At 47.8% G+C, this 26,434-nt stretch carries 22 protein-coding genes and 3 pseudogenes; 13 read left to right on the top strand and 12 right to left on the bottom strand.

Going from position 1 to position 26,434, the window contains the following annotated elements:
* Positions 1 to 79: 79 nt before the first annotated feature.
* From H6F86_RS25135 to H6F86_RS25080, 12 genes are all read left to right on the top strand, one after another.
* Positions 80 to 670, top strand: a complete 591-nt coding sequence (locus H6F86_RS25135) for a DsbA family protein (RefSeq protein WP_242033683.1) — start codon at positions 80 to 82, stop codon at positions 668 to 670.
* A 42-nt stretch (positions 671 to 712) separates the two neighbouring features.
* Positions 713 to 1,099: a VOC family protein gene (locus H6F86_RS25130; protein ID WP_190452473.1), complete on the top strand. Its 387-nt coding sequence runs from the start codon at positions 713 to 715 to the stop codon at positions 1,097 to 1,099.
* Between the two features lie 29 nt (positions 1,100 to 1,128).
* Positions 1,129 to 2,685, top strand: a complete 1,557-nt coding sequence (locus tag H6F86_RS25125; RefSeq protein WP_190452471.1) for a GMC family oxidoreductase N-terminal domain-containing protein — start codon at positions 1,129 to 1,131, stop codon at positions 2,683 to 2,685.
* 40 nt (positions 2,686 to 2,725) lie between these two features.
* Positions 2,726 to 3,172, top strand: coding sequence for a cupin domain-containing protein (locus tag H6F86_RS25120; RefSeq protein ID WP_190452469.1), 447 nt, complete (start codon positions 2,726 to 2,728; stop codon positions 3,170 to 3,172).
* 118 nt (positions 3,173 to 3,290) lie between these two features.
* A complete protein-coding gene (locus H6F86_RS25115) occupies positions 3,291 to 3,917 on the top strand; it encodes an MOSC domain-containing protein (RefSeq protein ID WP_190452467.1) in 627 nt (208 codons plus the stop codon).
* Positions 3,918 to 3,973: 56 nt separating this feature from the next.
* The gene (locus H6F86_RS25110; protein ID WP_190452465.1) at positions 3,974 to 4,843 is read left to right on the top strand and encodes an alpha/beta hydrolase; all 870 of its coding nucleotides are present in this window, start codon (positions 3,974 to 3,976) and stop codon (positions 4,841 to 4,843) included.
* A 115-nt stretch (positions 4,844 to 4,958) separates the two neighbouring features.
* Positions 4,959 to 5,708 carry an SDR family oxidoreductase gene (locus H6F86_RS25105; RefSeq protein WP_190452463.1) on the top strand — a complete coding sequence of 250 codons (750 nt, stop codon included), beginning with the start codon at positions 4,959 to 4,961 and terminating at the stop codon, positions 5,706 to 5,708.
* A 300-nt stretch (positions 5,709 to 6,008) separates the two neighbouring features.
* Entirely contained in the window at positions 6,009 to 6,758 is a 750-nt protein-coding gene (locus tag H6F86_RS25100; RefSeq protein WP_190452461.1) for a glucose 1-dehydrogenase, read from the top strand.
* 65 nt (positions 6,759 to 6,823) lie between these two features.
* The gene (locus H6F86_RS25095; protein WP_190452459.1) at positions 6,824 to 7,519 is read left to right on the top strand and encodes a dienelactone hydrolase family protein; all 696 of its coding nucleotides are present in this window, start codon (positions 6,824 to 6,826) and stop codon (positions 7,517 to 7,519) included.
* A 121-nt stretch (positions 7,520 to 7,640) separates the two neighbouring features.
* Positions 7,641 to 8,462, top strand: a complete 822-nt coding sequence (locus tag H6F86_RS25090; protein ID WP_190452458.1) for an alpha/beta hydrolase — start codon at positions 7,641 to 7,643, stop codon at positions 8,460 to 8,462.
* A 182-nt stretch (positions 8,463 to 8,644) separates the two neighbouring features.
* Entirely contained in the window at positions 8,645 to 9,292 is a 648-nt protein-coding gene (locus tag H6F86_RS25085) for a cysteine hydrolase (protein WP_190452455.1), read from the top strand.
* 22 nt (positions 9,293 to 9,314) lie between these two features.
* Entirely contained in the window at positions 9,315 to 10,703 is a 1,389-nt protein-coding gene (locus tag H6F86_RS25080) for a mercuric reductase (protein WP_190452453.1), read from the top strand.
* Between the two features lie 191 nt (positions 10,704 to 10,894).
* On the opposite strand, the gene H6F86_RS25075 is transcribed toward H6F86_RS25080, so the two are convergent.
* Positions 10,895 to 11,098: a hypothetical protein gene (locus H6F86_RS25075; RefSeq protein ID WP_190452451.1), complete on the bottom strand. Its 204-nt coding sequence runs from the start codon at positions 11,096 to 11,098 to the stop codon at positions 10,895 to 10,897.
* A gap of 340 nt (positions 11,099 to 11,438) precedes the next feature.
* Here H6F86_RS25075 and H6F86_RS31735 point away from each other — a divergent pair, with 340 nt between their 5' ends.
* On the top strand, positions 11,439 to 11,954 hold the full coding sequence (locus H6F86_RS31735) for a tyrosine-type recombinase/integrase (RefSeq protein WP_199305488.1): 516 nt from the start codon (positions 11,439 to 11,441) through the stop codon (positions 11,952 to 11,954).
* 186 nt (positions 11,955 to 12,140) lie between these two features.
* Here the strand turns inward: H6F86_RS31735 and H6F86_RS25065 are convergent, their stop codons facing one another.
* The 11 genes and pseudogenes from H6F86_RS25065 to H6F86_RS25015 form a co-directional block, all read right to left on the bottom strand.
* A complete protein-coding gene (locus H6F86_RS25065; RefSeq protein WP_190452449.1) occupies positions 12,141 to 12,839 on the bottom strand; it encodes an ATP-binding cassette domain-containing protein in 699 nt (232 codons plus the stop codon).
* Positions 12,823 to 14,625: an ATP-binding cassette domain-containing protein gene (locus tag H6F86_RS25060; RefSeq protein WP_190452447.1), complete on the bottom strand. Its 1,803-nt coding sequence runs from the start codon at positions 14,623 to 14,625 to the stop codon at positions 12,823 to 12,825. The genes H6F86_RS25065 and H6F86_RS25060 overlap by 17 nt, the downstream gene beginning before the upstream one ends.
* Positions 14,622 to 15,485, bottom strand: a complete 864-nt coding sequence (locus H6F86_RS25055) for a branched-chain amino acid ABC transporter permease (protein WP_190452446.1) — start codon at positions 15,483 to 15,485, stop codon at positions 14,622 to 14,624. The genes H6F86_RS25060 and H6F86_RS25055 overlap by 4 nt, the downstream gene beginning before the upstream one ends.
* 110 nt (positions 15,486 to 15,595) lie before the next feature.
* Positions 15,596 to 16,846: an ABC transporter substrate-binding protein gene (locus tag H6F86_RS25050; protein WP_190452445.1), complete on the bottom strand. Its 1,251-nt coding sequence runs from the start codon at positions 16,844 to 16,846 to the stop codon at positions 15,596 to 15,598.
* Between the two features lie 12 nt (positions 16,847 to 16,858).
* Positions 16,859 to 17,353, bottom strand: coding sequence for an ATP-binding protein (locus tag H6F86_RS32505; RefSeq protein WP_242033687.1), 495 nt, complete (start codon positions 17,351 to 17,353; stop codon positions 16,859 to 16,861).
* A gap of 24 nt (positions 17,354 to 17,377) precedes the next feature.
* Positions 17,378 to 22,297, bottom strand: a pseudogene (locus H6F86_RS25045) (AAA family ATPase); the annotation flags it as partial.
* 15 nt (positions 22,298 to 22,312) lie between these two features.
* Entirely contained in the window at positions 22,313 to 22,663 is a 351-nt protein-coding gene (locus tag H6F86_RS25040; protein ID WP_190452442.1) for a hypothetical protein, read from the bottom strand.
* 203 nt (positions 22,664 to 22,866) lie between these two features.
* Positions 22,867 to 23,028, bottom strand: a pseudogene (locus H6F86_RS25035) (IS1 family transposase); the annotation flags it as partial.
* A gap of 241 nt (positions 23,029 to 23,269) precedes the next feature.
* A pseudogene (locus tag H6F86_RS32500) lies at positions 23,270 to 23,691 on the bottom strand (IS1 family transposase); the annotation flags it as partial.
* Positions 23,692 to 24,136: 445 nt separating this feature from the next.
* Complete coding sequence (locus H6F86_RS25020; RefSeq protein ID WP_190452434.1) at positions 24,137 to 24,307, bottom strand: hypothetical protein; 171 nt, start codon at positions 24,305 to 24,307, stop codon at positions 24,137 to 24,139.
* A 595-nt stretch (positions 24,308 to 24,902) separates the two neighbouring features.
* On the bottom strand, positions 24,903 to 26,231 hold the full coding sequence (locus H6F86_RS25015; protein WP_190452432.1) for an HlyD family type I secretion periplasmic adaptor subunit: 1,329 nt from the start codon (positions 26,229 to 26,231) through the stop codon (positions 24,903 to 24,905).
* Positions 26,232 to 26,434: the final 203 nt, after the last annotated feature.

Here is a 26,434-nt window from a genome sequence, read left to right as displayed (position 1 = left end):
TAATTTCATAGGCTGAAGTCATACAAATAGCGGAATCGGGAGGAATTACGGATAGGAGTCATGGCAATCCCTTGATGCTATGAGAAATCCCTTTTTGCCAGAGTGTCCGATGAATCAAGAGAACCATCCTAAGCAACTCTTTGCTCCGCCTTCTCAACGCGATCACTATCAGGGGATGCTCAATGCCCCAGTCATGCTTGTGGAATATGGGAATTACTCATGTCCCCAATGTAAGAAAGTGCATCAGTTGATTCAGGCAATTCAGCAACATTTCGATGTCGGCTTTCCTAAGAAAAATTGGATCTGTGTCGTGTTCCGTCACTTTGTCCAGAATTCAACTTATCCTCAAGCACAAAAGGCAGCACAAGCAGCAGCAGCAGCAGCAGCACAAGGTCGGTTTTGGCAGATGCACGACATGCTATTTACCCATTCACAAGCATTGGGAGACGGCTATCTCGTTGAGTATGCCGATATTTTAGGTCTCGATATTTCTCAATTTCTCCAAGATTTATCTCATCGAGTACACGTTGATCGCATTAATCAAGACACCGAAAGTGGATTAAACAGTGGAGTTACATCAGCGCCAGCACTGTTTATTAATGGCATTCGCTATCGCAAGTCCTGGAGCAAGGAGCAATTGATAGCAGCCATTATTGCTGCAAGTCATTGATTTCTCTATAAAGTTTGGTTCTCTGAAAAGGAGCAAAAAACATTGAAATTTTCCTACACAATTCTCTATGTCAAAGACGTTACCCAAGCGATCGCGTTTTATGAACGTGCCTTTGGTCTAAAGCAACGGTTCATTGATGAAAGCAAGCAATACGCTGAAATGGATACCGGTGGAACCGCCCTTGCTTTTGCTACTAATGAATTTGCGAACGCTAACCTACCACAGGGATTTCAAGAAAATAGCTTGTCGAAGTTGCCTGCTGGCATTGAGATTGGTTTTGTCACAGAGGATGTAGCCGCCGCCTTTGAACAGGCTGTAGCAGCAGGTGCTGTAGAGGTTGCCGCTCCTCAAGTCAAGCCGTGGGGGCAAACAGTTGGCTATATACGTGATTTAGACGGCATTTTAATTGAACTGGGTAGTCCGATCTAGCTGATCAAAACAGAGGATATAACCTTGTCATGACTCAATACGACTACGTTGTCATTGGTGCAGGTTCAGCAGGTTGCGTGATCGCTAACCGTTTGACCGAGGATAGTGAAACAACTGTGTTGTTACTCGAAGCGGGCAACCCAGATACGAAACCAGAAATCCACATCCCGGCAGAATGTCTTAGTTTATTAGGTTCTGAAGTGGACTGGGCTTATTTCTCAGAACCAGAACCCTACTTGAATAACCGCAAAATCTTTTGTCCCCGTGGCAAAGTTCTGGGGGGTAGCAGTGCGATTAATTTCATGATTTATATGCGGGGTAACCCTCATGATTATGACCATTGGCAGGCGTTGGGGAATCTTGGTTGGAGTTACCAGGATGTTTTGCCATACTTCAAGAAATCGGAGCATCAACAGCGAGGCGCGTCCGAATTTCACGGGGTTAATGGAGAGTTAAGCGTCACCGATCACATTGCGCCTGCTGTAGTATCCCAACGCTTTGTAGATGCAGCGATCGCGTTGGGCTATGACCACAACCCTGATGTTAATGGCAAGCAACAGGAAGGGGTGGGACTTTATCAGTTAACCATCAAGGAGGGAAAACGACACAGTGCTGCTGCTGCCTTCCTGCTGCCCATTCTCGAGCGTCGCAATTTGACTGTAACAACAGGAGCGCTGGTCACTCGCTTGTTGTTTGAGGGTAACCGCGCTGTTGGAGTGGAATATCTGCACGAGGGCGCATTGCAACAGGTCAGGGTCAACTCCGAAGTGATTTTAAGTACTGGCGCGTTCGATTCGCCTAAACTGCTTATGCTCTCTGGTATTGGGAATGCAGAACACCTGCAAGCAATGGGAATTCCGGTCGTGGTTGATTTGCCAGGTGTGGGTCAAAACCTGCAAGATCACCCGATTGTGCATGTGGTATATCAGGCAACTCAAGCTTTACACGCGGCAAGCACCAGTAGTATCGCTGAAGCTGGTTTGTTGTTGCATACTCAAGGCAACGTGAATGCTACGCCAGATTTACAGTTTCTCTTCGGTCCCGTGGTGTTAGCACCACCTGCTTATGCTTACGCTGGTGCAGGATTCACGAGTTTAGTCTGTTTGACCCATCCGCAAAACATTGGCAGTGTCAGTTTGCGCTCTCCCGATCCCCAATGTGCACCAATAATTCGGCTGAACTACCTTAAAAGCGAAGCCGATGTACAAAAGCTCGTTACCGGGATTAAATTACTCCGTGATTTGTTTCATGCAAGCAATTTTGATGAGTTTCGCGGTGAGGAAGTCGCTCCCGGTGCCGACAAGCAGAGCGATGCAGCACTCGAAGCTTACGTTCGGGAAGTTTGCGATACGGTGTATCATCCCGTCGGTACCTGCAAAATGGGCACTGACCCAATGGCAGTGGTCGATCCTGAACTGCGAGTACATGGAATTGAGGGATTGCGGGTTGTGGATGCCTCCATCATGCCAACAATCACGACAGGAAATACCAATGCACCAACCATCATGATCGGTGAAAAAGCAGCGGATTTAGTTAAAGCTACAGGTCGCGTTTCACAGCAAATAGCTTCAGCAATTACAAACTAACTCTTGATTCCACAAATTGTTTATCAACAGGAGTAATCTCGTGACACAAACTCTCTGGCTCTTTGGCTCTCGCCTTAACATTGTTGCCGATCACACCACAACTGGAGGGCAGTATGATCTGATCGAAGGCTACTTTCCACCTGGCTCACAAACGCCTCCTCACCGCCACACACGCTATTCTGAACAACTTTATGTATTGGATGGGGAGTTCACGGTTTGGGCGGGTGAGAACAAGGTTGTGCTGAATGCAGGTGAAAGTTTTCTGATTGCTCCCTGTATTCCTCACGTTGTTGCTGCGCTCGGCGATAAACCAGCCCGCGGATTAGTCGTCGCTGCGCCCAGTGCCTTTGCTCGATTGATTGCAGCAGTGGGGACGCTGGATGAAGCAGAACCAGCGGACATGGCGCTGTTTGAGCGTCTTTCTGCTGAGATTGGCGATGAAATTTTGGGTGCGCCCGGAGATCTACCCTCCACGGTCATGGTTTGAGCAATGGGCAGTGATCCCAATGCCAACGTTTAGAAAGAAGGAGTTATGATCTGCCATCCTTCTGCAGAAAACAACAAATCGATGACAAGAAATGTCATCTAAGACTTTGGAGCTAGAGATGAAAATTGTCTCTGTTAATGTCGGGCTACCGCATGAAGTGACCTGGAAAGGGAAAACCGTTAGCACCGGAATTTTCAAAGCGCCAGTTAGCGATCGCGTGATGGTGCGCTCGCTTAATTTAGACGGCGATGGACAGGCTGATCTTACTGTTCATGGCGGAGCAGACAAAGCAGTCTATGTTTATCCGTTCGAGCATTACGATTACTGGCAGGATGAGTTACCCCATACAGAGTTAACACCGGGCATCTTTGGTGAAAATTTCACAACCACTGGGCTACGAGAAGAAGACCTGAACATTGGCGATCGTTTCCAGATCGGTGATGTGGAATTAATGGTGAGCCAGCCGCGTATGCCCTGTTACAAACTTGGTATTCGGTTTGGACGACCGGATATGGTGAAACGCTTTCTCGCCAGTCGCCGCACTGGCTTTTACTTCCGTGTGTTACAAGAGGGCGAAGTCGGGGCGGGGGACACTTTAGAGTTAGTGAACCGGGATGAAAACAATATCACTGTTGCCGATATCACTCAACTTTATATTAATGCAGAAGGCAATCAAGAGTTACTTCACCGCGCTGCTCAACTGGAAGCTTTACCTAAAAGTTGGCGCGATTACTTTCAGCGGTAGGTGTTTCGCTTTTACACCACAATTTCACCACTTATACAGTCGCAAGGAGTAGCAGTATGACTACGTTTCGCACCGTTTCGATCGATGGTTTAGATATTTTTTATCGGGAAGCTGGTTCTCGCAGTAATCCAACAATTCTGCTGCTGCACGGTTTTCCAACCTCCTCTCACATGTTCCGTAACCTGATTCCTGCAATTGCCGATAAATTCCATCTGGTTGCCCCTGATTATCCTGGCTACGGCAACAGTTCGATGCCAAGTGCGGATACGTTTGATTACACCTTTGATCACCTGGCTGAGATCATGGAGAAGTTTATTGCTGCGATCGATCTTAAAAAATACAGCCTTTATGTGATGGATTATGGTGCTCCGATTGGCTATCGCCTTGCTGCTAAGTATCCAGAGAGGGTGCAAGCCTTGATTGTCCAAAATGGAAATGCTTATGAGGAAGGTCTACGCGAATTTTGGGAACCGATTAAGGCGTACTGGCAAGAGCGATCGCCTGAGAATGCAGACAAGCTCAAATACCTTGTCACCCTGGAAGCAACAAAGTGGCAGTATACCAACGGCGTTCGCAATCTTGAAACGATTAGCCCGGATACTTGGAACATGGATCAACACTTTCTCGATCGCCCCGGAAATGATGAGATTCAATTGGCGTTGCTTTATAGCTATGGTACGAACCCACCGTTATATCCACAGTGGCAAGAGTATTTCCGCAAATATCAGCCACCGGCTTTAATTGTTTGGGGCAAGAACGACTACATCTTCCCCGCCGACGGTGCTTATCCCTATCAGCGTGACCTGAATGACGTTGAGTTTCATCTACTTGACACCGGACATTTTGCTTTGGAAGAGGAAGGAGAGACGATCGCCAACCACATTCGTCAATTTCTCACATCACGACTGCAACCTGTTCCTGCCTGATCAATGGAAGGATAAGCTATCCCGAACATCCAATAGCTCATCCTCATCATGACCACAGCCATGCTTAAACGGGGCTGTGAATTAGCAACCATCACAAACAACTACAGGACTTATCATGAACAAACTAGAAGGAAAAGTCGCTCTTGTCACCGGCGGAACTAGCGGCATCGGTCTTGCCACTGCTAAGCACTTTGTTGCTGAAGGTGCCTATGTCTTCATCACGGGTCGTCGCCAACCTGAACTGGATGTTGCTGTAAAAGAGATCAGTAAAAACGTTACGGGTGTGCAGAGTGATGCCTCCAAGATGGAAGACCTCGATCGCCTATTCGCCACGATTAAGCAAGAGCAAGGACACCTCGATGTCATCTTCGCCAATGCTGGCGGTGGAGAACTCGCCCCACTCGGCTCAATCACTGAAGAACACTTTGATAAAACGTTCAACACGAATGTCAAAGGTCTACTGTTCACCGTCCAAAAGGCACTGCCGCTTTTACCAGAGGGCGCTTCCATTATTCTAAACGCCTCGACTACTACTACTATGGGTACCCCAGCCTTTAGCGTTTACAGTGCTACCAAAGCCGCTGTGCGATCGTTTGCCCGGAATTGGATACTCGACCTCAAGGATCGCAAGATCCGGGTTAACGCCATTAGTCCTGGCGTGGTTCCGACTCCTGGCTACAATCTCATAGGACTGAGCGATGAGCAGGTGCAGGAATTCGTGGACGGCCAAGCCGCCACTATCCCTCTGGGACGAGTCGGCACGACCGATGAAATTGCCAAAGCCGTTGTCTTTCTTGCCTCAGATGACAGCAGCTTTGTCAACGGTATTGAGCTGTTTGTCGATGGCGGTATGGCTCAGGTTTGAAGCGCTCTGAAAGCGGTTGAGAACGCTCCAGATGGCTGTTGCTAGATAGGGCGATCCATCGTTGTAAACAAGGCAGATCCTCAAAGAAGGTGATTGATTAATCACTAGTATTTAATGATTATCAATCGCCGACTGAGGATGTGGTTGCTGTATTGTCCAAACCGGATACGGACTAGAAAATGATCAACCCATTCAACTTAGGAGTCCCATAAACACATCACGACCAAAGATGGTACGCAAATCTAATCACACCCGTTACGGTTGACTGCTTTAACCCCAACCACCATAGAATTCGCAACCATGAATAAACTAGACGGAAAAATTGCAGTTGTGACAGGTGCATCCAAAGGAATCGGTGCTGCGATCGCCCTACATCTGGCAGCCGAAGGCGCAGCCGTAGTCGTTAACTATGCATCGAGTACAGAAGGAGCCGATCGCGTGGTTGATGAAATTAACAGCGCAGGTGGGAAGGCAATCGCCGTCCAGGCAGATGTTTCCAAAAGAGCAGAGGTCGAACAGCTTTTTGCCAAGACGCAACAGGTATTCGGCAGTCTCGATATCCTAGTTAACAATGCCGGAATGTATGAAAATGTCCCACTTGAAGACATCACGGAAGAGCACTTCCACAAGCACTTTGATCTCAATGTGCTGGGATTAATCCTCACTTCCCAACAAGGTGTAAAGTACTTCGGTTCGGAGGGTGGCAGCATTATCAATATTAGTTCGCTCGTTAGTACCCTCGCGCCTGCTACCAGCTCGGTCTATAGTGCAACCAAAGCGGCTGTCGATGCCGTAACGAAGTCATTAGCCAAAGAGCTCGGTTCACGTAACATCCGTGTCAACTCCATCAATCCCGGCGTGGTGGAAACGGAAGGTACGCACACAGCGGGAATCTCTCTTGGTAATTTTCGCGGACAGGTTGAAGCGCAAACTCCGCTGGGTCGCATCGGACAGCCGCAGGACATTGCACCTGCGGCTGTCTTCTTCGCGTCTTCCGACTCAGCCTGGATCACTGGCGAAACGCTGTACATCACAGGTGGTCTGCGTTGATTTGGATCAAACCGCTTTTGAGACAATTCGGTCGGCGCGAAAAGGATCATCACAAGGGGAAACGCATGAGCAAATACATCACCGTGGATACCCATGACGGAATTTTTCAGTCTTATGTGGCGCGTCCGGATGTCCTACCAGCACCAGCGATCGTCGTCATTCAGGAAATTTTTGGGGTCAATGCTGACATCCGAGACACTTGTGACGAACTCGCTTTGCAGGGATATATCGCAGTGAGTCCAGACTTGTTCTGGCGGATGGAGCCAGGTGTTGATATGTCAGATCAATCCGAGGCTGAATGGAAAAAGGGCTTTGCCTTCTACACAGCCTTTGATTATAACGCTGGTATCGCAGACATCGCTGCCACGATGGAGATGGCGCGATCGCTGCCCGGTGCAAATGGAAAAGTTGGTTTGATGGGCTACTGTCTGGGCGGACTGCTGAGCTTTATCACAACGGCGCGCAAGGGTGCTGATGCCTCTGTCGTTTACTACGGCGGCAGTATGGAGGAGCATCTGGACGAAGCAAACAACATCAAAAATCCGCTGCTGGTTCATCTGGGCGAGGAAGATGAGTACATCTCCAAAGAAGCGCAAAAAGATATCATCGAAGCGCTAAAGGACAATGCAATTGCTCAGGTGTTTACCTACCCAGGTTGCAAACACGCTTTTGCTCGACATCGTGGCATCCACTACGACAAGGATGCAGCCGCCCTGTCCAATAGTCGAACCGCCGACTTCTTCCAGTTGCACCTCAGGTAGGGAAAGGTTTCTGCTTAATGGAGCGACGGCTGGGCGAAGAGTATTGTATCCAATTGAATCGGTGTGGAAACTGCCCTTTCCCTGTTCAACGAGATAAACAAACATATAAGGAGACCACAACATGAACATGCTCACCTTCAGAAAGGGTATTCGCCTGCTTTTGATCGTCGCACTCTTTTTAGGAACCACTATCATCACTTCTTTGGGGGTTACCCTGAACACTGCAAACGCACAAGATAGCAAGCCCACTATTGTCCTTGTCCACGGCGCATTCGCCGAGTCTTCCAGTTGGAACAGTGTCTTGACAAAGCTGATCGCCAAAGGTTATCCAACAACTGCTGTAGCCAATCCCCTGCGCGGAGTCGAGAGCGACGCGAACTATGTTTCCAGCGTACTTAATGGTATCAAGGGTTCCATCGTGCTAGTTGGGCACTCCTATGGCGGTGCAGTGATTACCAATGCGGTCAATGACAATAAGAACGTGAAGGCATTGGTTTACGTTGCTGGTTTTGCTCCTGATACGGGCGAAACTGCCGCTGAACTCTCAGGGCGTTATCCGGGTAGCACGCTTGGTCCGACACTCGCACCGCCGGTCGCCTTGACTGATGGCGGCAAAGATCTCTACATTCAGCAGGACAAGTTCCACGCGCAGTTTGCGGCGGATGTGCCCGTTGCAGACACAAAGCTGATGGCTAGCACTCAGCGACCGATCACAGAAGCTGCGCTAAATGAAGCCTCCGGTGCGCCTGCATGGAAGTCTACCCCGTCCTGGTTTATCTATGGCAGTCGCGACTTAAACATTCCAGCAGCGGTGCAATCTTTCATGGCGAAGCGTGCTAACTCAAAGGAGACGATCGTCGTAAATGGCGCGTCCCATGTAGTGATGATTTCCCATCCAGATGCCGTTGTTAAGGTCATTGAACATGCCGCCGCTCCTAATTAGAAAAGCATAAACGCAGCGCAGATGTATGGAACTCGTCTTTTCGCAACTGTTTTGCATCCCATTGGAGAGCGGCTAGTTTCTTTGCGTCCTTCAATTCAGACTGGATCACTGAAGAAATGCTGCACGTGTTAGGTCGTTTTAACAAGCAGAAGCGTGAACATAACAAATAGGCAAGAAAAACAATGAACATCAACAAGAATGACACCGCTGTAGTCGTTATCGATCCGCAAAATGATGTCCTGAATGAAACAGGCGTTTCCTGGGCTTTGGTGAGCGACAGCGTTAAGGAAAACAAGACCGTTGAGAATATCGAGCGAGTCTTCAAAACCGCGAAGCAGACTGGCTTTGAGGTTTTTATCTCCCCCCACTATTACTACCCTACCGACTATGGCTGGAACTTTGCCGGAACGGTGGAGCGGATGATGCTGGAGTCTAAAGAGTTCGATCGCAGGGGTGCATTGAGCCTTGATGGTTTCTTAGGGTCTGGTGCTGACTGGCTCGATCGCTATAAGCCCTTCATTGAAGACGGTAAGACGATCGTGGTCAGCCCCCATAAAGCCTATGGACCACAAAGCAACGACCTCGTTTTGCAACTGCGTAAGCGCAATATCAGTAAAGTTATTTTGCTTGGAATGCTAGCCAACATCTGTGTTGAAGCTCACCTGCGCGACTTAATCGAGCAAGGCTTCGAGGTGCTCGTCGTCAAAGATGCCACGGCTGCACCTCGGCATCCAGAGCTGGGCGACGGCTACAAAGCGGCACTGATCAACTTTGGGTACATTGCCAATGCCGTTTTGTCTACAGACGACGTTATAGCAGCAATGGCGTAATACCCAACACAGGGAAGAGGTCATGAACACTGAATACTACGACGACATTATCATCGGGGGCGGCAAAGCAGGTAAAACACTTGCACCAGCGCTAGTTGCTGATGGACGAAAAACAGCTCTGGTTGAACGTAGCTTAACCATGATTGGTGGTGGGTGCATCAATCTCGCCTGCATTCCCACCAAAACAATGGTTGCGAGCGCTTACGTTGCGAATACAGTGCGAAATAGTGTGGCTTATGGAGTTAACGCTAATGCGCTTACTGTTGATTTAGCAGCAGTGATTCAACGCAAACGAACAGTTGTGCAATCCATGCGTGACATAAATTTGCACAATCTAGAAACTGCTTTGGGGCATGAACTGATTATTGGAACGGCACGATTTGTTGCACCCAAAACCATCGAAGTGACAACGGCTAAAGACACTACTCGGCACCTCACCGCAGAACGTTTCTTTATCAATACAGGCACAAGACCATCAATTCCATCAGTGCCTGGACTCAAAGAAGCTGGTTTTTTGACGAGTGAGTCAATCATGGAGCTAGAACACTTACCCGAACATTTGATTGTGCTGGGTAGCGGCTATATTGGGCTGGAATTTGCTCAAATGTTCCGGCGCTTTGGCTCTCGCGTCACCGTCATTGGACAAAGTGAGCAAATCCTCTCACAGCAAGACCCCGATATTGCGATCGCCGTTCAAGCACTTTTAGAACAAGACGGGATTGAATTCTTACTGAAGGCAAAGGTGTTAAGAGTTGATCGCGCTGGTAATGTGACTAAGCTACAAATTCAAGTCGCTGATCAGACAATAACTCTTCAGGGTTCACATCTGCTCGTTGCCGTTGGGCGTGTGCCTACCACTGATACGCTCAATCTAGCGGCGACTGGTGTAGCAACTGATGCTCGTGGGTTTATTCCAGTCAACGACCATCTGGAAACCAACATACCCGGAATCTGGGCTTTAGGCGATATCAATGGAGGACCACAATATACTCATGTATCACTCGACGATTACCGCATCATCAAAGCAAATCTGATTGATGGTGGCAACCGCAGTACACGCGATCGCTTGATTCCATCCTGTCTTTTTATCGATCCAGAATTAGCTCATGTGGGCTTGACTGAAACTGAAGCAAGGCAACAAGGCTATGCCCCTCGCGTGGCAAAACTGGATGCTTCAGCAATTCCTAGAGCACGAACATTGGGGCAAACTGATGGACTGCTGAAGGCGATCGTAGACACTGAGACAGGTAGAATTCTCGGTTGTTCACTCTTGTGTAATGAAGCAGGTGAGATGATTTCAACCGTACAGATAGTAATGCAAGCTCAGATGCCCTATACCGTTCTACGCGATGGAGTTCTGACGCATCCCACGATGACCGAAGGGTTAAATCTACTGTTTTCAAAGTTGTAAGCAAACATCAAACGCAGACACTTCATAATCTGTTATCTAAATGAGCATCTTAGGCTAATGGCAACGACCCGAACTAAGGCCAGTAAGTTATCTGACAAGAGGATATTGCTTACAAGCGGGACTAAAGGCATAGGCAAAGCGAATCTTGCCACTCCAACCCAGAACGGTGAGCGCTACCCACACCAGCATGGCTAGGTTCTGAGCGAAGTTTTTTTATATGTCTCCATTTGCTCTGCTGGTTGCTCAATACTGACAGGGCGCGGCACTTGGGGTGCTGCTTGCAGCCAGTAATGCACCAATTGATGCACGGTTTTGTAGTTTGCCTTCACCCCTAACTGGCTCTCCAACCAATCACAGATCGCTTGATACTCATCAAATCCTTGCGGTTCTTGCAAGCGTTTTTGTAAAGCAGTTACTGCCTACGGAGGCACCGTCTGGGGACGACCTGAACGCAGTCGGCTCTTGAGCAACTCATCGAGGACTCCTTCGCGGTAGTATTTGAGCCATTCCTGTAGAGTGGCCGGATAGTCAGATAATACTCAGCGGGTTTATCGAAGTCAGTTGGTGCGATTTGCTGCCTGGTGTGGCAAGTCCTGGCTGGAGGTGGCACCCAGTGATATCAGCAAGTATCGACGCGAGCTGAAGCTCAAGGGGTTGAAGGCGACTTCTGTTAATCATGCGCTCAATACACTCAAGGGGTTTTATGGATGGCTGTGACGAAGTAGTGGTTATCCCATGAACAAGCCGTTGCCGACTGACGCGATCGACTTGGAGCGGCAACCGGAACCGGAGACGAACCATATTGATGGGGAGGATCTGGCTCAGATCTGGCAGGTGCTGGAATTAGACGAGCAGACAGCGATGCGCGATCGGGCAATCGTTGCAGTACTCAGTTATGGTCTCCGGGCATCAGAGGTGTCTGCGCTCAATGTGGAGCACTGGAATGGCAAGATGCTTAAAGTGCAGCGCTCGAAGGGACAGACGGTGTCTGAGGTGCCATTGAGCCGGAAGGCACAACAGCATTTGGAGGCTTATCTGGAGTGGCGACGGCAGCAGGGTGGGGTGTTTGAGCCGGGGATGGACAGCCCAATGTTTCTGGCACAGGACCCCAAAAGTGCAGGGAAACAGTTGGGGTATCAAGGTCTTACACCGGATGGTGAAGAAACTAGGCGCGATTGCGGGGGTGGAAGGGATTCATCCTCACCGATTTCGGCATACGTTTGGTACGGAGGTGACCCGGAGAGGGGTTGATCCACTGTTCAGGGAGTTGATGGGGATCAAGAGTGACCGGGTGTTTCAGCTCTACACCGAGGGGGTGTTTAAACAGGTGGCAGCAGAGGCGTATCTTCGGGAGATCGGTGAAGTGGCTGAGAAGAGGAGTGCTCAGGCTAGTGTTAGAACCAAGGATCTCCCCTTACTATTTTTGCGACAATAACCCTAGAGGCTGAGATATTTATGCAATAAAGTATTATTCAATTGAATTGATTTGGTATCGAAACGGTCAACTAATTCTCCTTTGACCAGGATGTAAGTTTGCTGAGTTAGGGCTAGAACCAGGTCTAAATCTTGTTCTACCAAAATTATTGCTGTGCAAAAGTTTTGATTCACTTGCTTAAGTGTTTCAACCAATTTGGGCAGTAGAGATAGCTGAATTCCGTTTAAAGGCTCATCCAACAGAAGGATACGAGGATTAGAAATCAAGGCACAGGCGATCGCAAGCTGCTGCTGTTGTCCCCCTGAGAGTTGATCTGCGCGATCGTTTTGCTTCTCATACAACATGGGAAAAAGGTCAAATAGCCATTCAATTTGCCTGGTGCGAGCCACTTTAGAATGTTGACCAATCAGTAGATGTTCCCGAACGGAGAGGGTCGGAAAGACCTGATGTCCCTGAGGGACATAGCCGAAGCCACAATTTACTCGTTGGTGGGCTGGTAGGAGCGTAATATCTTTACCATCAAGCATGATTTTGCCTGCTTGGACGGGCAATAACCCCATGATTGTTTTGAGAAGGGTTGTCTTCCCTGCACCGTTACGCCCCACAATCGCAATTATCTCGCCTGCTGCAAGGGAAAGGGTAATGTTTCGTAGTACAGGTGTTGACGCATATCCAGAGTAGAGTTTAGTCAGGCTTAGCATACTGTCCTAGATAAATTTCGAGCACGCGGGCATCTTGCTGAACGGTTTCTACCGATCCGGTTGTCAACACTTCACCTTGCGAGAATACAATTACCGTTGCGCCTAACTGGCGGACAAACTCCATGTCATGTTCAACAACGATGACAGTTGATCTTTGAGCGAGCCGTTTGACCAGTGCCACTGTTTGCAACATCTCGCCACGGCTCATTCCAGCCGTTGGCTCATCCAACAACAGTAAGGTTGGCTGGGCGATCGCTGCCATACCGATTTCTAACCATTGTTTTTCTCCATGAGATAGTGTGTCTGCTTGCTGAGTCAGGCGATCATAGAGCGCAATTTCATGCAGCATTTCAACGATGAGAATTGATTGAGTCGCTGCATCCTGGTAATGGACGGCAACCGCTAACCAAAGATTCTCATAAACACTCAACTCCAGAAACACATTCGGGTGCTGAAGTTTAGCACTGATGCCACGTTTAGTTCGCTCGTGGGGTATCAAGTGAGTAATGTCAGTCCCTTTATATAGGATGGCTCCCGTTGTCGTGGTGAGATGTCCGATTAATAAGTTGAAAAAGGTGGATTTACCAGCTCCATTGGGACCAATGATTGAGTAAGCCTGTCCTGGTTGAAAGGTTAAGTTGACATTGTTTACCGCTAACAGAGAACCAAATCGACGCTTTAGTTGCCAAACTTCCAGGAGATTGGGGGCAGTTCCTGATCCAACTTTCCTATCTTGCTTGTTCTCAATCCCTCCTACCTTTGCTTTAAGTGTGGGCAGTTCAGGGTAATACTGCCATCGTGAGAGCCGAAGCCAGAACTGCTGGAGAGTAGGAGCAATTCCACCTGGCAACAGCAACACGATCGTAACTAACGTAGTTCCCAGGATTATCGGCGTTGCTTGCTGGGCAAATGTCCCAAGAAAACCTGAAAGAGATTGAAGCAGGGTTGCCCCTAGAAAAGCTCCCCAAAGGTGATTTTTTCCACCCACCAACACCAGGATGATCACCAGAATGGCTTGTCCTGAACCAAAAACGGTTGGGTTGATTGTATTGCCCCAGGATGTATGCAAAACACCTGCAAGTCCTGCGATCGCGCCCCCTATTCCAAAGCCAATCAGCTTCACTGCCCGTGTATCATAACCGAGTAATTCAGTGCGAACTTCATTGAGCCGAATTGCGTTCAGAACGCGACCAAGCCTGCAATGCCTGAAGCCAATTAGCCCAGCCAGTACCAGAGCAGAAACAATTACAACCAACAGGTAGTGGGGAATGATCTCCAAATTGAGTAGGGTGGGTACGCGCTGCATGCCATTGAATCCACCGATCGCGGCTGCACCAATACGATACTGGTCGCCTGCCATGCTGTTAAACAGGTCATAGAAAATCAAGGTGGTTGCCAGTGTAATGATGCCAACAGCCAGGTTGCTAATCCGACCATAGAACATGAAGTATCCCAGAAAACTGGCAACTAGAAGGGCAACCACAATACCGCATAGCAATCCCAGTAGAGTACCCAACCATCCAGATAGATTCAGACTAACAATTCCGTAGCTGTAGCCAGCCAATCCGAAAAAAACGGTTTGACCAAAGCTAAAAACACCACCCACGCCCCAAACGAGCGTCAGGCTGAGTGCTAGCAGTCCATCAATTAGCCATTGGGTGACCTCTAACAGCGCAAAATCATTCAGAACGATCGGTAGACACAGTAATATCACGAGCAGAACGAGTCCCGGCAATGTTTGCACAACATCTTGCCAAATCTGATACTTATGACCCTTCACGCTCATAAGTATTTGCCCCAAGCACCAGAAATCCCTCTGGGAAATAGACGCAACAAGACAATCGCACACACCAGCATGGCAATTTGACCAAAGGCGGGCGTGGTAGAGATGGCGATCGCGCTTTCAACTGAACCCAGCGTTACCGCCGAAACTGCTGTACCTGAAACTACGGCGGGTCCTCCCACCAGTACCGTTATAAAGGCTCTCGTCACTAGCAGCGTATAAATGCTAGGGCTAACACTTGTGAAGGGGGCTAAAATTGCCCCAGCGACACCAGCCAGGGCTGCACTCAACACAAATGACCGTCGGTGTACTTGAACAATATTGATGCCCCTAGCTGAAGCCATTTCAGGATTTAGTGCTGTAGCTCTGGCTTCTAAGCCAAATCGAGTTCGAGCGAACATTAGATAAGTCAGTCCAACCAGGCAAACGGCAGATAGAACCATCCATAATCGGTAAATAGAGATCGCTTGATCGCCTAAAGTCACAGTAGCCGTGGGAATGGGGATGCTATAACTTTGTGCCCCAAACAGAATCGTGACCAGTTGGCTTAGAACCATACCAATGCCAGCCGTCGCTAGCAGAATCTCGATCGTCCGCCCATAGAGGTGACGAATCACTAGTCTCTCAATCAGCAGTCCGACCACACCGGAAGCGATTGGTGCCATCAGAATTGCCCAAACGAGCGGAACCTTTGCCTGCGTCAACACTAGTACCGTATAGGCACCAATCATGACCAATTCTCCGTGGGCAAAGTTGATGATGCCCATCAGCCCAAAGGTGATGGCAATGCCTAGGGAAGTGATGACCAGAACCGAAATGCTGGTGGATGCATTCAACAGCCAAATGATGAGTTGATTAACCATTGATGAATGGATTGAGTAGAATGTTTAGATTAAACGTAGTCTAAAGAATCTATTTCAACTCAGTGTCTGGCTCACAGTTCCATGACTTCTCAGGGAGGCGGAGAGCTACGCTAGATTTTGGGGGTGAACTGCTCAGAGGTATTGGGTCTGGCAATTAAGTCGCAACGCCCCTGGTCTTCTAGCGCTGAGATGTTTGAAAAGGGTCCGGCAACCTGGTTGAATGCCTGGTCTTCAGTAGACTCCAGAATGTTGATCGTATGGGCGATGTGGTGAGTTTTGTCAAAGGAAACAGACCCTAGAGGACCTGTAGTATAAGTTAGCCCTGATTCTAGAACCTGAGTGACTGCGGCGCGATCGGTCGTGCCAGCTTTTTTGACGGCTTCAGCCCATAACTTGATTGCGGTGTAATGAGTGGCTGCCAGACTGGCAGGGTACTTATCAGCCCCAAACTTTTGGCGGAACTGGTTCAGAAATTTTTGACTGGCAGCCGCCGGATTTTCGACCCAAAATGGCTCTGCCACAATGATGTTTGTCCACTCTAGTTTGCTGGTGTGATCATTCACATAGGGATGGTTGTAGGTCAGACAAGTCAGCGGAATTTTTGATTGTAGACCCGTTGCAGCCCATTGACCAAAAAACCCCCACTGGTTTGCCCCCACGATGACCGTGACGATCGCATCTGGTTTTAACTGCTGAATTTTACTAATCGAAGTACTGAAGTCCGAGATTTGCAGGGGAATAAAGTCTTCCTGGATAACTTCCATACCGTGCTTCTTCCCATAAAATCGGGTCCACTTGGCAGCAATTTGACCAAAGTTGTAATCAGCCGCAAGGGTATAAATTGTCTTGGCTTGAAAACGGTCTGATAGATAAGCAAGCAGTTGATCAATCTGACCAGATGGTGTGACGCCCGTACAAAAGGTATATTTGTCACACAGCCCACCTTCATAGTTAGTTGTGTAGAAGTACAGGGCTTTATACTTGTCAACCACAGGACGAATGGCTTCTCGTGCTGCACTAGTAATTCCGCCAATTAAAACATCAACATTGTCTTGAAGAACCAGTTGTTGAGCGTACTGAGTATATTTCTGAATATCGCTCTGCGTATCATATTGCTTCAGTTGAACTGGACGACCGAGCAGTCCTCCAGCCGCGTTAATTTCGGCGATCGCCAATTCAGCGGCTGCAATCATTTGCACCCCTACCGCGCTCACCGCACCTGTCGCATCGAGCAGGCTACCAACAAGGATGGGTTGACGAGGGTCCCGAATTGCTGCAGAACGACCTCTGCATCCTTTTAACAAAAGACTGCCACCAAAGGCTGCGGAACCGGATAGCAGAAATCGACGGCGGTTAACCATGACACCTGATTCTTATAGGGGTAACTCAACCGTAAAACAGGTCAGATTCGTGGTGCTTTCTACTCGAATCGTTCCCCCCAGGTGATCGACTAATTTCTGTACCAGTGCCAGTCCTAGCCCGGTTCCTCCTTGCTTCCACCGATCAGCTCCGGCAACACGGTAGAATCTATCAAACACATGAGGCAGCTCACTTACAGGAATCTCCACCCCAGAGTTACTGACGCTAATCACGAGGGAAGCATATCTTGGCTCCTGGCTGCCGACCATTGCCGCCTTTATTCTAATCATTATCCGAATCCATTCTCCAGGCGGCGTATATTTACACGCATTATTGAGTAACTCTGCAACGATACGACTCAGGCTGGCAGGGTCCGATGTCAGGGGTGGAAGATCGGGTGCAATATCAACTTGCAAGTGTTGCTGGCGATTTTCGGTTCGCTCATAAAAGGGTTCCAGGCTTTCAGGAAGCCATTCCTGAAGTTGAATCGTTTCCAGGTTTAAAGACATGGTGCCTACAGCCAAGCGTTGCAAATCCAGTAAGTCATTTATTAGCTCTGCTTCTCTAGCACACTCGTATTGCAAAATGTTTAAATACCGCTGCTGCCGCTCTGGATCAGGGATCTGATTCAGCATATAAATCGCCATCTTCATGTTTGAAATGGGAGTCCGTAGCTCATGGGAAACTGTACTGAGAAAATCATCTTTAAGCTGATTCAGTTCCTCCAGCGTTTGAACTTGAGTTTGGGCGGCTTGATAGAGGCGGGCTTGTCGAATGGCGATCGCACATTGATTTGCCACCTGTTGTACCAAGCGAATTTCTAATTCGCTGAAAGCAGCCTCTTTAGGTCTAAACAACCACAGATCACCCAAAGTCCCTTCGTTATCGACAATTGGACACGCTAGCATAGCAAACTGGTGTTTGGATCGCAGTGTCTCAGGTATAATCATGCAAAATTGGAAATCCTGCCCCTGTAGCAGTTGGGCATAGAGATCTGGCATCGTATCCAATTGAATAACCTGTCCCTGGATTGAATCCATTGAGGTGGTGTACTCATACTGAATCGTTGACGTTTGATGCTCACTGTCATAAATTCCTGCATCGCAACAATCGACCCCTAACACAATGGCGAGTTCTTCTACAGTGGTTTGTAAAATCTGGCTTTCATCCAGGCTATCCCGTACTTTATCAGTAATACGCTTGAGCGTTGCTTCAAAAGTTAGCGATCGCTGTAATTGAGCAGTGCGCTCTTGAACTTGTTGTTCTAACTGAGTATAAAGCCGTGCATTTTCAATGGAGATAGCGACCTGTGCCGTGAGAAGTTTGAGAATCTCCAATCGATCGGGGGTAAACACACCAGCAACCAGATCGTTCGCCAAATAAAGAATACCCGTGAGTTTTCCTTGATGGATAATAGGCAAACATAGAATGGATTTCGATCGGTGCTGAACAATATAAGGATCCGATGTAAACCGTCCTTCAAGAGATGCATTGTTTAGAACCACATCCTCTCGAGTCCGCTCTACATAATGAATTAGCGTCATTGGAAGATGTTGACTAGCCGTATTCATTGGCATCGAATGAAGCATGATGGCTTCACTGTCATTCACCTCAACTTGAGCTTCAATAACAAACTGGTTATCTTTTTTAGTAATAAAAAAGCCAGTTCGAGCACCTGCATTTTCAACCAAAATTTGCATGAATCGTTCCAGCAAATTGCTCAAAACCATCTCTTTAGATAAAGCTTGGGAGGCTTTGATCACAGTTTCATAATCGAGCACTCTAGGATGATCTGGGGTGATAGAGGCGATGGGCGTCATTTCTACAGTGTTCGGTGATCGGCTTGCTAGTTGGGTAGACAAATGAGGATAACTCGATTTAAGACTGGCAACCTTTGCCATCGCTCCCCACTGCTCATAGCAAGTAACTGCTGCTTCCAGATAAGGATTTGCAATCTTAGGCTTATCCAAAGAAAGATAAAATCTAGCGGCTAATTCATTGGCTAAGGCTTCTACCTGAATATAGCCATGCTCTCTAGCGTCTTGACCCGCTCGATCGTAGAGATTCATCGCCTCTAAAGCTCGTCCTGCAACTCTGGCAGTTTCTGCTTCAACTAAGTCATACTGATGCTGATAATTGGCAGGTGCGTGAACAGCCCATTGCTTCATGACCTTCTGATGCGATCGCACCCTCCTCAAAATATGCCGTTGTTCACTATTAGAGGCAGTAGAATACATTTCCAGCAAAATGAGTGCATGATAAAAACGATGCTCCGCCAACACAACCATGCCAGAGACCGTTTCCACATATTTTTCTGCTAGTTCTGCGCTGATTGCTGCCTGAGCATAGTCCTGTAAAAAATAGGATAAGACAGATTTTGTGTGATGCACGAAGAAGAGAGATTGATAGTTATTAGTTTCGGTAAAATACCCGATTACACCCACCTCATCAAACTGTTCTCCTTCTAATCGATATGATTCTGCTAAGTCGCCCATCAGACCGAGAACAAAATTTCTCCAAATCCCAATAAAAATAATTTGAAATTCCTGTTTGAGCTTTGTCATTAATTCAAGATATTGAGCCTGCTTTTGAGCGACAAAACCTAGAGATTCTCCAACAAAAAATAGGTGCATGTAGTGGAACGAAACACTGTAACAAGCAAATTCAATATCGCCTACTGCAAAGCCGCTTTGATAAGCCTCTAGTAACACATTGACCGTTTCTCGAATTGGCTCTTTCCGATGTTTAATAAAAGCACTGAACAAGAAGTAAACCTTACACTTTAAGGTATACGCATCAAACTGTTCTAATAACCTCAACGCTAATTGACCGCCTCGGTAACCTGCTTCAGCATCCCCATTCGTACACAAGTACACGCCATACTGGCTGTAGGTCAGTGGAGACATGGAGGAGTTACCATGCCTCAAGCTGAAATTAAGCGCTTTCAAGACAAGCAACGGATAAAGCTGGGGAACTGCCATGTAAGCCGCTGCAATGACACTTCTAGAAACTCGCATCACTGCTAACTTTTCAGGGTTAGTCATTTCTGGCAAACTGCTTAAATCCTCAATTTGTTTCCCTCTCATCATCATCTGGGTACACAATGATTCCATGACAATACTTTGCTGAATTAGATGTTCAGGAATGACCATACCCAGCATTCGCAGAACTTTCAGTCCAAGCTCGACAGCTTGATGCAACTGGTTTTGAGAAATATAAAATTGGATCTGCCGCTCGTAAATTTGAACCTTATCTAGCACACTTTTTGATTGGTGCAAAACCACTTCAGCAAGCTGATTTGCCTGCTCGAAATGAGTACTCAAATACTCTGCTTCTGTCGCTTCAACATACAGCGCTAAAGTCAATTCATAGTCTTCCTGCCAACTGTTGTCTGCTAATAACTCACAACCGATCGTTAAATATCTGACAGCTGCTTCGTAAGCGGTTGCTGCCTTTGCCTTCTGTCCCGCTAGAAGATTGAGTTTCGCTAGTGTATTTTTTTCTGGCTGATCAGTGATTAACTCCAAACCGATGTTCAATTGATTGACAATCTCAAAAATATTATCTTCCAGTTCCTCAGGTGAGGTGTTTCGTAGCAGAAGCTTACCGATTTCCAGGTGAACTTCACTTTTACGATCGCTAGGAATCAATGCATAGGCTGCCTGCTGTACACGATCGTGTAGAAACTTATAGTTGACAGTTGGCAAAACAAAACTTGCGTCCCTGTCTAAGCGATCGACCACTTGTGGAACTAAATAGGTATCGCTCGAAGGCAGGATTAACCCTGCTTGCAAGGCTCTCCAAAGATCATTAGCCGTTTCTAAAGGCGGTTTCTGATGAACAATTGAAAGTGCATTTAAATCAAATTGGTTGCCAACACAGGCTGCTAACGCCAGAACGGTGGGAACTGCCTCACCCAATTGCTGAATCTTGTAAACCATCAACTCAACAACATCATCCAGGATGTTTCTATCTCGAATTTGCTGTAAATCCCACTGCCAGCACCCCCTGCTGAAGTCAAAAAACAACAAATTCTCCTGGTGCATCGTCTCGAGCAGTTGAGTCAGAAAAAAAGGATTGCCAGCCGTTTTCTGGAAGGCGATCGTAACCAATGGTTGACAACGCTCAACTTCACAGTGGAGGGTATCTGAAATGAGTTGAGTGACATGCGAAAGATCCAGTGGTCTCAGATTAATCTGATTCACGACCGCTTTAGTTCTTTCAATCTCCTCCAAAGTCGTCATCAGCGGATGGGTTGCACTAACTTCATTGTCTCGATAGGCTCCAATCAGCAAAAGGTGCTGGATATCTGAATCAGTCATCAACAGTTGAAACAGTTTTAAGGAGGCTAAATCGATCCACTGTAAATCGTCTAAAAAAATAACTAGAGGATGCTCTGGTTGGGCAAATACACCCGCTAATTGCTTGAAGACTCGATTGAATTGATGTTGGAACTCTGTCGTCTTAGGAGCTGCCACAGTTGGTTGCTGACCAATAATCAACTCCAGTTCGGGAATGACATCGATGATCACCTGGCTATTCATGCCAACAGCCTCTAAAATAGCTGCTCTCCAGGTTTGAAGTTCTTCAAAGCTTTCAGTAAGCAACTGTCGAATCAAATCTTGAAATGCCTGAACCCAACCCGAATAAGGAATATTGCGCTTAAATTGGTCAAACTTCCCGGCAATAAAATACCCGTGTTTCTGCACGATCGGCTTGTGAACTTCATTGACTAAAGAAGACTTGCCAATTCCAGAATAACCCGTCACCAGGATGAGTTCTTTGCGATCGTAAGCTGTAGAAGGTTGTTCTTCATTCCCCGATGCCCTTGCAAATGCTGCCAGCAGGACTGCAACTTCCTGTTCTCGACCATACAATTTTTGAGGAATCAGAAGTTTACTCGATACATCGTGTTGCCCTAAAGAAAAGCAGGAGATATGCCCATTTTCCTGTAGCTGAGTCAAGCAAGTTTCCAGGTCAACCTTTAGACCATAGGTACTTTGATATCGCTCCTCCGCATTCTTAGCCAACAGCTTCATCACAATGTTTGAAACTGCTTCTGGACAATCCCTTTCCTCGATTTCCCGGTTTTCCGAACTCCTGCTAATCAAATGGGGCGGCGTTGGAACTCTGGCAATATGGTCATGCACAAGCTCCATTGAGTTTGTCGTGAGAAAGGGTAATTGACCCGTTAGCATTTCATAGAAAGTAACGCCCAGGGAGTAGAAGTCAGTGCGATAGTCGAGCGATCGATTCATCCGCCCTGTTTGTTCTGGAGACATATAGGCTAGTGTCCCCTCCAAAAAACCGGGATTACGCACTGCTGGAGTTTCTTTAGATAGGAGAGTTGCCGCACTCAAACTAGTAATTTTGACTTGTTGAGTTTCCAAATTCAAAATTATATTCTGAGGTTTAATATCTTTATGGATAATCTGATTTGTATGAAGCCCCTCTAGAGCAGATACTAACTACAGTGCAATGTTCAAAAACTGTGATAACTGAAATCTTTGATGAATTAAAACATTTGATAAAAAGATTCCATTAAAGTCTTCATAAGTGAGGATCAGATTCTTATCATTCTCCTCTAATCGAATAGGCTTCAAAACCTCTTTGATATCCAGATATTGAGTGATTCTGTATTCCTGCCTAAATCGAGCAACCTCCCTTAATTCAATTTTTCCCGTCCGTCTGAAAACTTTAATAACTACCGTTGTTTGATCTTGTTGGCTATAAGCTCGATAAATATTCTCATCTCGATTGGATAGAAGTTCTTGCGTAACTTCATAACCAGAAACTAAGCCGCTCTTTCTGTCTTTCATAGTGACCTCAGCTTATGGAGATTGGTAGTCGCAAATAATGAGAGGTTAGAGAGGTTAATTTCTCTAGCTTCGACCTAAATGGCTGTTCCCTCCTGATTCAAGTGGTGATACTTTGTACCTGAGATCATCGTACTCAATGTGCGCTGGTACTGCCGATGTGCCCTAGATCATCTGCCGTGGTGCTATAGATCTGTTGTTATTGCCTAGATCGGTAATCCAAACTCAAATCGATTGACAAATAACCCAATCACCACATCATGCATCAAGACTGACTTGGAAAAGCAAGTTGTTTTGCGCGCTAGTTGCTTAATCCGTATCCGTAATGTTAAATGCTTCCGTTCAATCTTCTGAGTATGGCACTTGCCAACAGTCCTCATGAACTGCGTCCACCAGCACGCATGAAAAAGTGGTAGCCTTTGCACCAAGACTGGCAATGAGGTCGAGGATCCTTGGTGCTCCGAGCCTGTCCAACAGTCTGACCCTGATACCTACAAGCACCGCAAACTGTCGCCCCAAACTTTATTGGGGAGCACGCAAGTCAGAATTTGAGGTGTTGCTGAATTCAAGAATGAATCAGGTTGGAACAGGAGCATCCCAAAACTTGAGCTAGTGGAGGAGACGAACTGAGTGCTTCAGCCTTTCTACTGGCTTTGAGTAGCACAAGGTCTTGCAATGTAGTCAGGCGAGATAATGTCTGAATCGCGGGTTTTCTCCTTCGACCCGAGTCCTGTCAGTTTTACTCACAATATGGTCTGCGTCGGGGATAAACAGGGGATAGACGCGATTACCATCAGTGACATAGAAGTAGCAATTCCAGAGCACGACTAGGGTCCATAACGGAGCAAAGGTCTCGGCATGATGATCGCTAGTCACCCACCCCAACATGTCAGGTTGGAAATGGTTAACGACAGTCCACAACCAGATTTTGTTTTTTTTGACCCGACAAAGGTTTCTAATTCATCGAGTTCTGCCACCTCTGGAATCGTGTCTGGATCATCGGCATCAGGTAGCAACTGTCCCACTTATCTCTATCAGAATATAGTCAGACTAATAAAGTACTGGCACATTTTGGTTGCCTGTCAGGGAAAATGGAGACGGAGACAGTACAGACGGCAAAACATAAGACGGTCAACGAACAAGAATTGCTGCGCCTGATGAGGACGTAAGCCGTTGGACAGCGGCACTCACCTAATGGCTACAGGTAGCGCCTGATCACACAGCCGCGTTTGTTGAACTCTGCTGCGGCTTAGGGAATCCGTGGGTGGAAGTGTGGCTCGGTGTGCTGCTGGGAGGCTTTGAATTAGAACAACAGGGGTAGTTTTATCAGGTGCCCAGCTGGGCCAAGTATCGTGATGCAGCGGTGGTGGCGTCAACGGTTCGACAAGTTGCACCTTGGGGCTTGTGCCACCAGAAGGATGAACAGTCGGTACAGATTGCAGCAATGCGAGCCTTGGAACAGTATTGTCAACTTAATTAAGGGGCGGCGACAAAAGGCGGAATCCCACCTTGATTGCCTGGTTGTTGCTCCTGTCTGCTTGCCCCCGCTTGCCTGCCGCAAGCAGCAGTGATGGCGTCTGGCTCTATGACACTTTCCCGCTCAACGACCGCAAGCTTGCTTGATACGCTGCGACTCGATTGCGGCATAGCGGTAACCGACCAGTCGATGCGGAAAGGGTGCCAGTAGTGCGGATAAGTAAGACGCCAAGCAGGTAGCCGTCACCTGACTGGACCAATCGGTGGCAGCTCGATGTAGTGGTTAGCACCAGCAAAGGCAAAGAGTATGCCTGGTGGCGAGCGGTGGCTTCAGCGTGTCAAGCACATTGCTGTCAGCGCCGCAAGCAGCAAGGCTTGGTATCACAGTTGCTTGTGACGGACAAAGGGAACAGCAATGAAGTTGCCAAGCATCAGTGGTGCAAGCGCGAGCACCGACAGCCTTAGGGCTGGAACTACCGAGCGGGGACAGCACAGTAACCAACGTGCTCGCGTACGCGATGCAGACGAACGTTGAAGTCGTCAAGGCAAGCCCAACGCTTTCTCGCTGCCTTTGGACCCATGCGAGATGCCACCCCAAGTGACCGTTGCTCGCCGCAAGCGGCAAGAAAGGCATCAACGTAGGGAGGATGACCGAGGAAGGGCGGGACTAAAGGCTGTCAACTCATGGCAGCGTCCAGTTTTTTGCAGGGCTAACTGTGTTTATTTTTTCCTGCTGCCTTAAGTTGACAGTACCGTTGCCAAACCCTTATCTCACTGAGAAAGCACGATCCCAACTGGCAGTGATTGGATCTAACAAAAAGCTCATCACGGTTTTCTGACGGGTGACAATTTCTGCGGTTGCTGCCATGCCAGGAGACAACAATACTTCCTGATCAGAGGTTCTCACCGATCGCTGCTTGAGTCGAACTTGCACCGGAAAGACTAACCCACCATTTTGTTCGTTCACCGCATTGGGACTGACTCGACTGACGATGCCCTCGATCATGCCAAATTCTTGATAGGGAAAGGTTGCCAGCTTGACTTTGACTCGCATCCCCGATCGCACAAATCCAATGTCTTGGTTCTGCACTTTGGCTTCGAGAATTAACTCTTCACCATCAGGCACGATCGACAGCACTTCATCGCCCGGTTGCACCGTAGCCCCCGTTTTGCTGACTTTAATGTTGTAGACCGTCCCCGCTACCCCAGCGCGAACCGTACTGTGCTTGTGTTGTGCTTGAGCTTGAGTCAGTTGTGCGTTGAGGTCGGTGAGTTCTTGCTGTTGTTTGTCAATTTGGGTCAAGATTTCGCTTTGCCGCTCAGATTCTAATCGAGTGGCATTGTTAATCGCAGCTTGATACGACTGCTTTGCTTGCTCAATCTCCTGCTTTTGGGCAATGATTTCTTTTTGCAGAGAGTCTGCTTTATTTCTGGCATCTAAATAGTCAAAACGCGGCACGGCTCCATTGGTTAATAACGACGCGATCGCGTTTGCTTTGGTGTTGGTATAAGCAGATTCTGACTGCAATTGACTGAGTTTGACCTGTGTGGTTTCGATGATGCTCATTTGGCGGTTAGCTTCGGCATGGGCAGCAGCGCGACGATCGCGAAATTCTCGCAGTCGAGCGGCTAATAGTTGATTTTGTAATAAGCTTCCGGCTTGAGTGTTGCCGTTGCGTTCGGCTTGCAATCGTGCCAGAGTGTCGCGGCTCTGTTGAGAGAGTTTTTCGAGCCGATCGACTTCAGACTGAGAAATCGTTGGGTCAAGCTGCACTAAGACATCGCCTTTTTGCACATGCTTGCCTTCGGCGACTTTGATTTCGCGTAGTAGACCGCTGGCGAGCGATCGCATTGGCTGTACTTGCGATGCGGGAATCACCTGTCCGGGAGCGGTTGCGACTTCATCGACTTTGCTGAAGGTTGCCCAGGCGATCGTGCCGCCTACGAGGGCGCAGATGCTAAATCCAAGTAGCCGAACATACACAGACGGCAACCGACGTTGAGCATTGCCTAATTCATAGTTGAGGTAGTCCTGAGCATTGGCAAATTGAACTTTGGTTTGCTGTCGTTGTACAGACATTGACGGAGTTTTCATGATGCCTTTCTCCTATAAGTGGCTTGATCAGCAGCTTGAACTCGATCGTTTGAGATCTGAATCAGAAAGATGAGGTTATCGATGCGATCGTCTTTGTTTTGCGTTGGAAGAATGGAGTTCTGAACGCGATCGTTGCTATTCTGAACTTAAGAAATGGAGGTTTGAACGCGATCGTTGTAGGTTTGAACTGGAGAGATGGAGGT

The organism is Phormidium sp. FACHB-592 (genome assembly GCF_014695795.1).
Taxonomy (GTDB): Bacteria; Cyanobacteriota; Cyanobacteriia; order Leptolyngbyales; family Leptolyngbyaceae; genus Stenomitos.
The sequence above is the reverse complement of the archived record's forward strand: the minus strand, read 5'-3'. Positions and strand labels throughout refer to the sequence as shown.